We start from the raw sequence: 3,857 nt of genomic DNA, 5'->3' as shown, positions 1-3,857 counted from the left end.
CCTATGACCTGATCCGCAATGCCGGCGACATCAGCGTCCATGTCATTTCGGGCAAGGAGCGCGATGCCGACATGCCGTCGGCACGGGTGAAGGCCGCGTCCGAGCAGAAGCCCTTCCAGATCTGGCCCTATCTGTTCTCGACGGCCTATGTCGCCGGCGCGGTGGCCGTCAGCTCGATTCTCGATCAGTTCCTCGATGTCCGCAATCTGGCCAGCGTCCTGCTGCTGGCGGTGCTGACTTCTGCGGTGACGTTCGGACTCTGGCCGGCGCTCTACGCTTGTTTCCTGAGCGCGCTCGCCTTCAACTATTTCTTTCTCGAGCCGCGCTATACGTTCACGATCAGGGATCCGGAGAGCATCGTTGCCTTCGCGGTCTTTCTCGTTGTCGCAGTCATCGCCAGCAATCTGACGGCGCGCGTCCAGCGCCAGGCGGTCGCCGCCCGCTCACGCGCGCGAGCCACGCAGGACATCTACTCGTTCTCGAAGAAGCTCGCCGGCGCCGGCACGCTTGACGACGTGCTGTGGGCCACCGCCTTCCAGATCGCCTCGATGCTGAAAGTGCGCGTGGTGCTGCTTCTGCCCGAGAATGGAACGATCACCGTCAAGGCCGGCTATCCGCCGGACGATACGCTCGCCGAGGCTGACATCGCGGCGGCCCGCTGGGCCTGGGAACATGATCGCCCCGCCGGCCGCGGCGCCGATACGCTGCCCGGCGCCAAGCGCCTCTATCTGCCCTTGCGAACAGGCCGGACAGCGGTCGGCGTCGTCGGCCTCGACAACGACAAACAGGGCCCTTTGCTGACCCCCGAGCAGCAGCGCCTTCTCGACGCGCTTGCCGATCAGGCGGCGGTCGCCATCGAACGCATCCAGCTTGTCGCCGATGTCGACCGCGCCAGGCTGGCGGCGGAAGCGGACCGGCTGCGCACGGCGCTGCTTACCTCGATCTCGCATGACCTGAAGACGCCGCTGGCCGACATCATGGGTGCCGCCGGCACGCTGCGGGAATACGCGGCCGCCCTTCCCGAAGAGGACCGCGCGGAACTCCTGTCGACGGTGGTCGACGAATCGGAGCGGCTCAACCGCTTCATCGCCAATCTGCTCGACATGACCAAGATCGAGTCCGGCGCCATGGAGCCGAACTACGCCCTCCATTATGTCGGCGATATCGTCGGCTCGGCGCTCGATCGCGCTCGCAAGATCACCGGCGAGCACCGCATTAACACCGACATTCCGCCGGACCTGCCGATGCTGCGCCTCGACCCGGTGCTGTTCGAGCAGGCGCTGTTCAACCTCCTCGACAATGCCGCCAAGTATTCCGCGCCCGGCTCGACCATCCGCCTGCAAGGCTGGGTCGACAACGGCTCCGTCATCCTGCAGGCCATGGACGAGGGACCAGGCATCCCGCCCAACGACCTCGAACGGATCTTCGACACCTTCTATCGGGTGCGCAAGCGCGACCAGGTCCGCGCCGGCACGGGTCTCGGCCTGTCGATCAGTCGCGGTTTCGTCGAGGCCATGGGCGGCAGGATCTCGGCGACGAACCGTACCGACCGGCCCGGCGCGATCTTCACCATCCGCATGCCGGTGCCGCAGGAAATTCCGGACCTTGCCGTGGCCAAAACGGATGACGCCGCATGACCGGTCAGAACGTCAGCATCCTGGTCGTCGACGACGAACCGCCGATCCGCAGGCTGCTTCGGGTCGGCCTCGGCAGCCAGGGCTATGCCGTATCGGAGGCACCGAACGCCAAGGCAGCGATCGAGCTCATGCAGGCGCAGCGGCCCGACCTGATCCTGCTCGATCTCGGCCTCCCGGGGATGACGGGCCTCGAACTGCTCGGCAAATGGCGTGACGACGGCCTCGACATTCCGGTCGTCATCCTGTCGAGCCGCACCGACGAGGCCGGCATCGTCCAGGCGCTCGAGATGGGCGCCGACGACTATGTGACGAAACCCTTCGGCATGAACGAGCTCGTCGCCCGCGTCCGCGTGGCGCTGCGCCACAAGTTCCAGCAGCAGGGCGAGAAGCCGGTGTTCCAGGCCGGAGACCTTTCGGTCGACCTGGTGAAGCGCATCGTCAAGGTAGAGGGTAAGGAAGTAAAACTGTCGCCGAAGGAATACGATATCCTGCGCATGCTCGTGCAGTATGCCGGCAAGGTTCTGACCCATCAGTTCCTGCTGAAGCAGATCTGGAACGAGTCGACGGACGTGCAATATCTCAGGGTCTATGTCCGCCAATTGAGGCAGAAGATCGAGAAGACACCGGACCAGCCGCGCTACATCATCACCGAGACCGGCGTCGGCTACCGTTTGCGCGAGGTCGATTGAAGGAACCGGCGGGCATCATCAAACCGATCGAGGCTGTGCCGAGATCGGTCGCTTGAACCATGGTAGATCCGCACAAACATCCTATATTACGGCAAGGTTTCTGTTTTTCGTGCGGGAAGGAAGCGATGTCGCATCCTCGGCTATCGGCGGCTTTGATTGCCGCGGCTTTGTCGACTGCCGCCCTTTTGGGCGCGGCTTCATATGCCTCCGCGCAGGTCGTCATCCCCACAGACCGCAACGCCCTGATCCAACATAACGAGCTGCAGGCGCTCCGGAACCAGCTGCAGCGACGACAGTTCCAGCAACAGCAGCAGCTTTACCGCGAGCAGGACCGGCAGATCGTTCCGAAGGCTCGCCCTGAAGTGCCGATCGTCAAGCAGAATTGCCAGTCTCGGGTGATCGGCACCACGATTTCGCGCGTCTGCCGCTGACATTTTTCTTTTTTGGGTTTACTTAGCCGACTTACTGTCGGCAGCGAGCCGCCTTGCATGGGCGGCGGTTTTGGGATTTGCAGGAGCGAGATTTTTGCCGTGCGGATAGCGTACGGCAGGAATGCGCTTTGATCGGATTTTGGGATGGCAGCAGCCAAGAAGAAAGCAGTACGCAGGGCAAAGAAGGGAGAGCGGATCCGCCAGGTGGCGGCCATCCCCTTTCGCCTACGCGGCGACGGCCAGCTTGAAGTCTTGCTGGTCACCTCGCGCACGACCAAACGTTTCATTGTGCCCAAGGGCTGGCCCATGAAAGGCAAGAGCGGGCGCAAGGCGGCCGCGATCGAGGCCCAGGAAGAGGCGGGCGTGCTGGGCAAGGCGCTGAAGCAGCCTGCCGGCGGCTACTCCTATTGGAAGCGCATGGCCAGCCGTTTCGTCCGTGTCGACGTGGTCGTCTACCTGCTCGAGGTCAGCGAGGAGATGGCCGACTGGCGGGAGGCCGTGAACCGTCAGCGGGCTTGGCTGCCGGCGGCCGATGCGGCCCTGCTGATCGACGAGCCCGAGCTTTCCACGCTGCTGAGGGATTTGACGGCCTTGGTGACCGATCCGGCGTAAGACGATGGCCTGGCGCAATTCCACGAAAGTGTGACACGGCATCCGTCAGGAATTCCGTCACAACAAAATGGATGGAATGGTTCGCCGTTTTCCGTGGAACGGTGAAACGCTCTAATCGGAGTCGCCAGGAAACGGCCGTGCCGGGGTGCCGCTATAAGCCCACAGCCATTCTTTGGGCAGAGGTCCCTTGTTGCGGTCGCTCTCCTGTGATTGCTCCCAGGCATGCGCCAGTATGCCTACCGAGCGCGACAGCACGAAGAGGCCGCGCGTCAGTGGCGGCGGGAAGCCAAGCTCGCCATAGATGACGGCCGTGGCGCCATCGATGTTGAGCGGGATCGTCTTGCCCTTGCGTGTCGCCACCTCCGCCTCGATCGCCTCGGCAATGTCGGCAAAGCGCCCGCTGACGACGCCGCGACCGGCGAAGTCGCGCGTCAGTTCGATGAGGCGTGGCGCCCGCGGATCGATCGGGTGGAAGCGATGCCCGAGGC

General features: G+C 63.8%; 5 protein-coding genes. 4 read left to right on the top strand and 1 reads right to left on the bottom strand.

Annotation, left to right across the window (positions count from 1 at the left end):
• The 4 genes from EOA60_RS22765 to EOA60_RS22750 form a co-directional block, all read left to right on the top strand.
• Positions 1–1,637: DUF4118 domain-containing protein (locus EOA60_RS22765; protein WP_164899473.1), on the top strand; the 1,637-nt coding region annotated here is incomplete at its 5' end.
• Positions 1,634–2,326: a response regulator transcription factor gene (locus tag EOA60_RS22760; protein ID WP_067318833.1), complete on the top strand. Its 693-nt coding sequence runs from the start codon at positions 1,634–1,636 to the stop codon at positions 2,324–2,326. The genes EOA60_RS22765 and EOA60_RS22760, both read left to right, overlap by 4 nt.
• A gap of 125 nt (positions 2,327–2,451) precedes the next feature.
• Entirely contained in the window at positions 2,452–2,757 is a 306-nt protein-coding gene (locus EOA60_RS22755; RefSeq protein WP_095823489.1) for a hypothetical protein, read from the top strand.
• A 144-nt stretch (positions 2,758–2,901) separates the two neighbouring features.
• On the top strand, positions 2,902–3,369 hold the full coding sequence (locus EOA60_RS22750) for an NUDIX hydrolase (RefSeq protein WP_095800551.1): 468 nt from the start codon (positions 2,902–2,904) through the stop codon (positions 3,367–3,369).
• A 111-nt stretch (positions 3,370–3,480) separates the two neighbouring features.
• Here EOA60_RS22750 and EOA60_RS22745 read toward each other — a convergent pair.
• On the bottom strand, positions 3,481–3,857 hold a 377-nt coding region (locus tag EOA60_RS22745), incomplete at its 5' end, for a citrate/2-methylcitrate synthase (protein ID WP_281060764.1).

The organism is Mesorhizobium sp. M1A.F.Ca.IN.020.06.1.1, assembly GCF_004023265.1.
GTDB lineage: Bacteria > Pseudomonadota > Alphaproteobacteria > Rhizobiales > Rhizobiaceae > Mesorhizobium.
The sequence above is the reverse complement of the archived record's forward strand: the minus strand, read 5'-3'. Positions and strand labels throughout refer to the sequence as shown.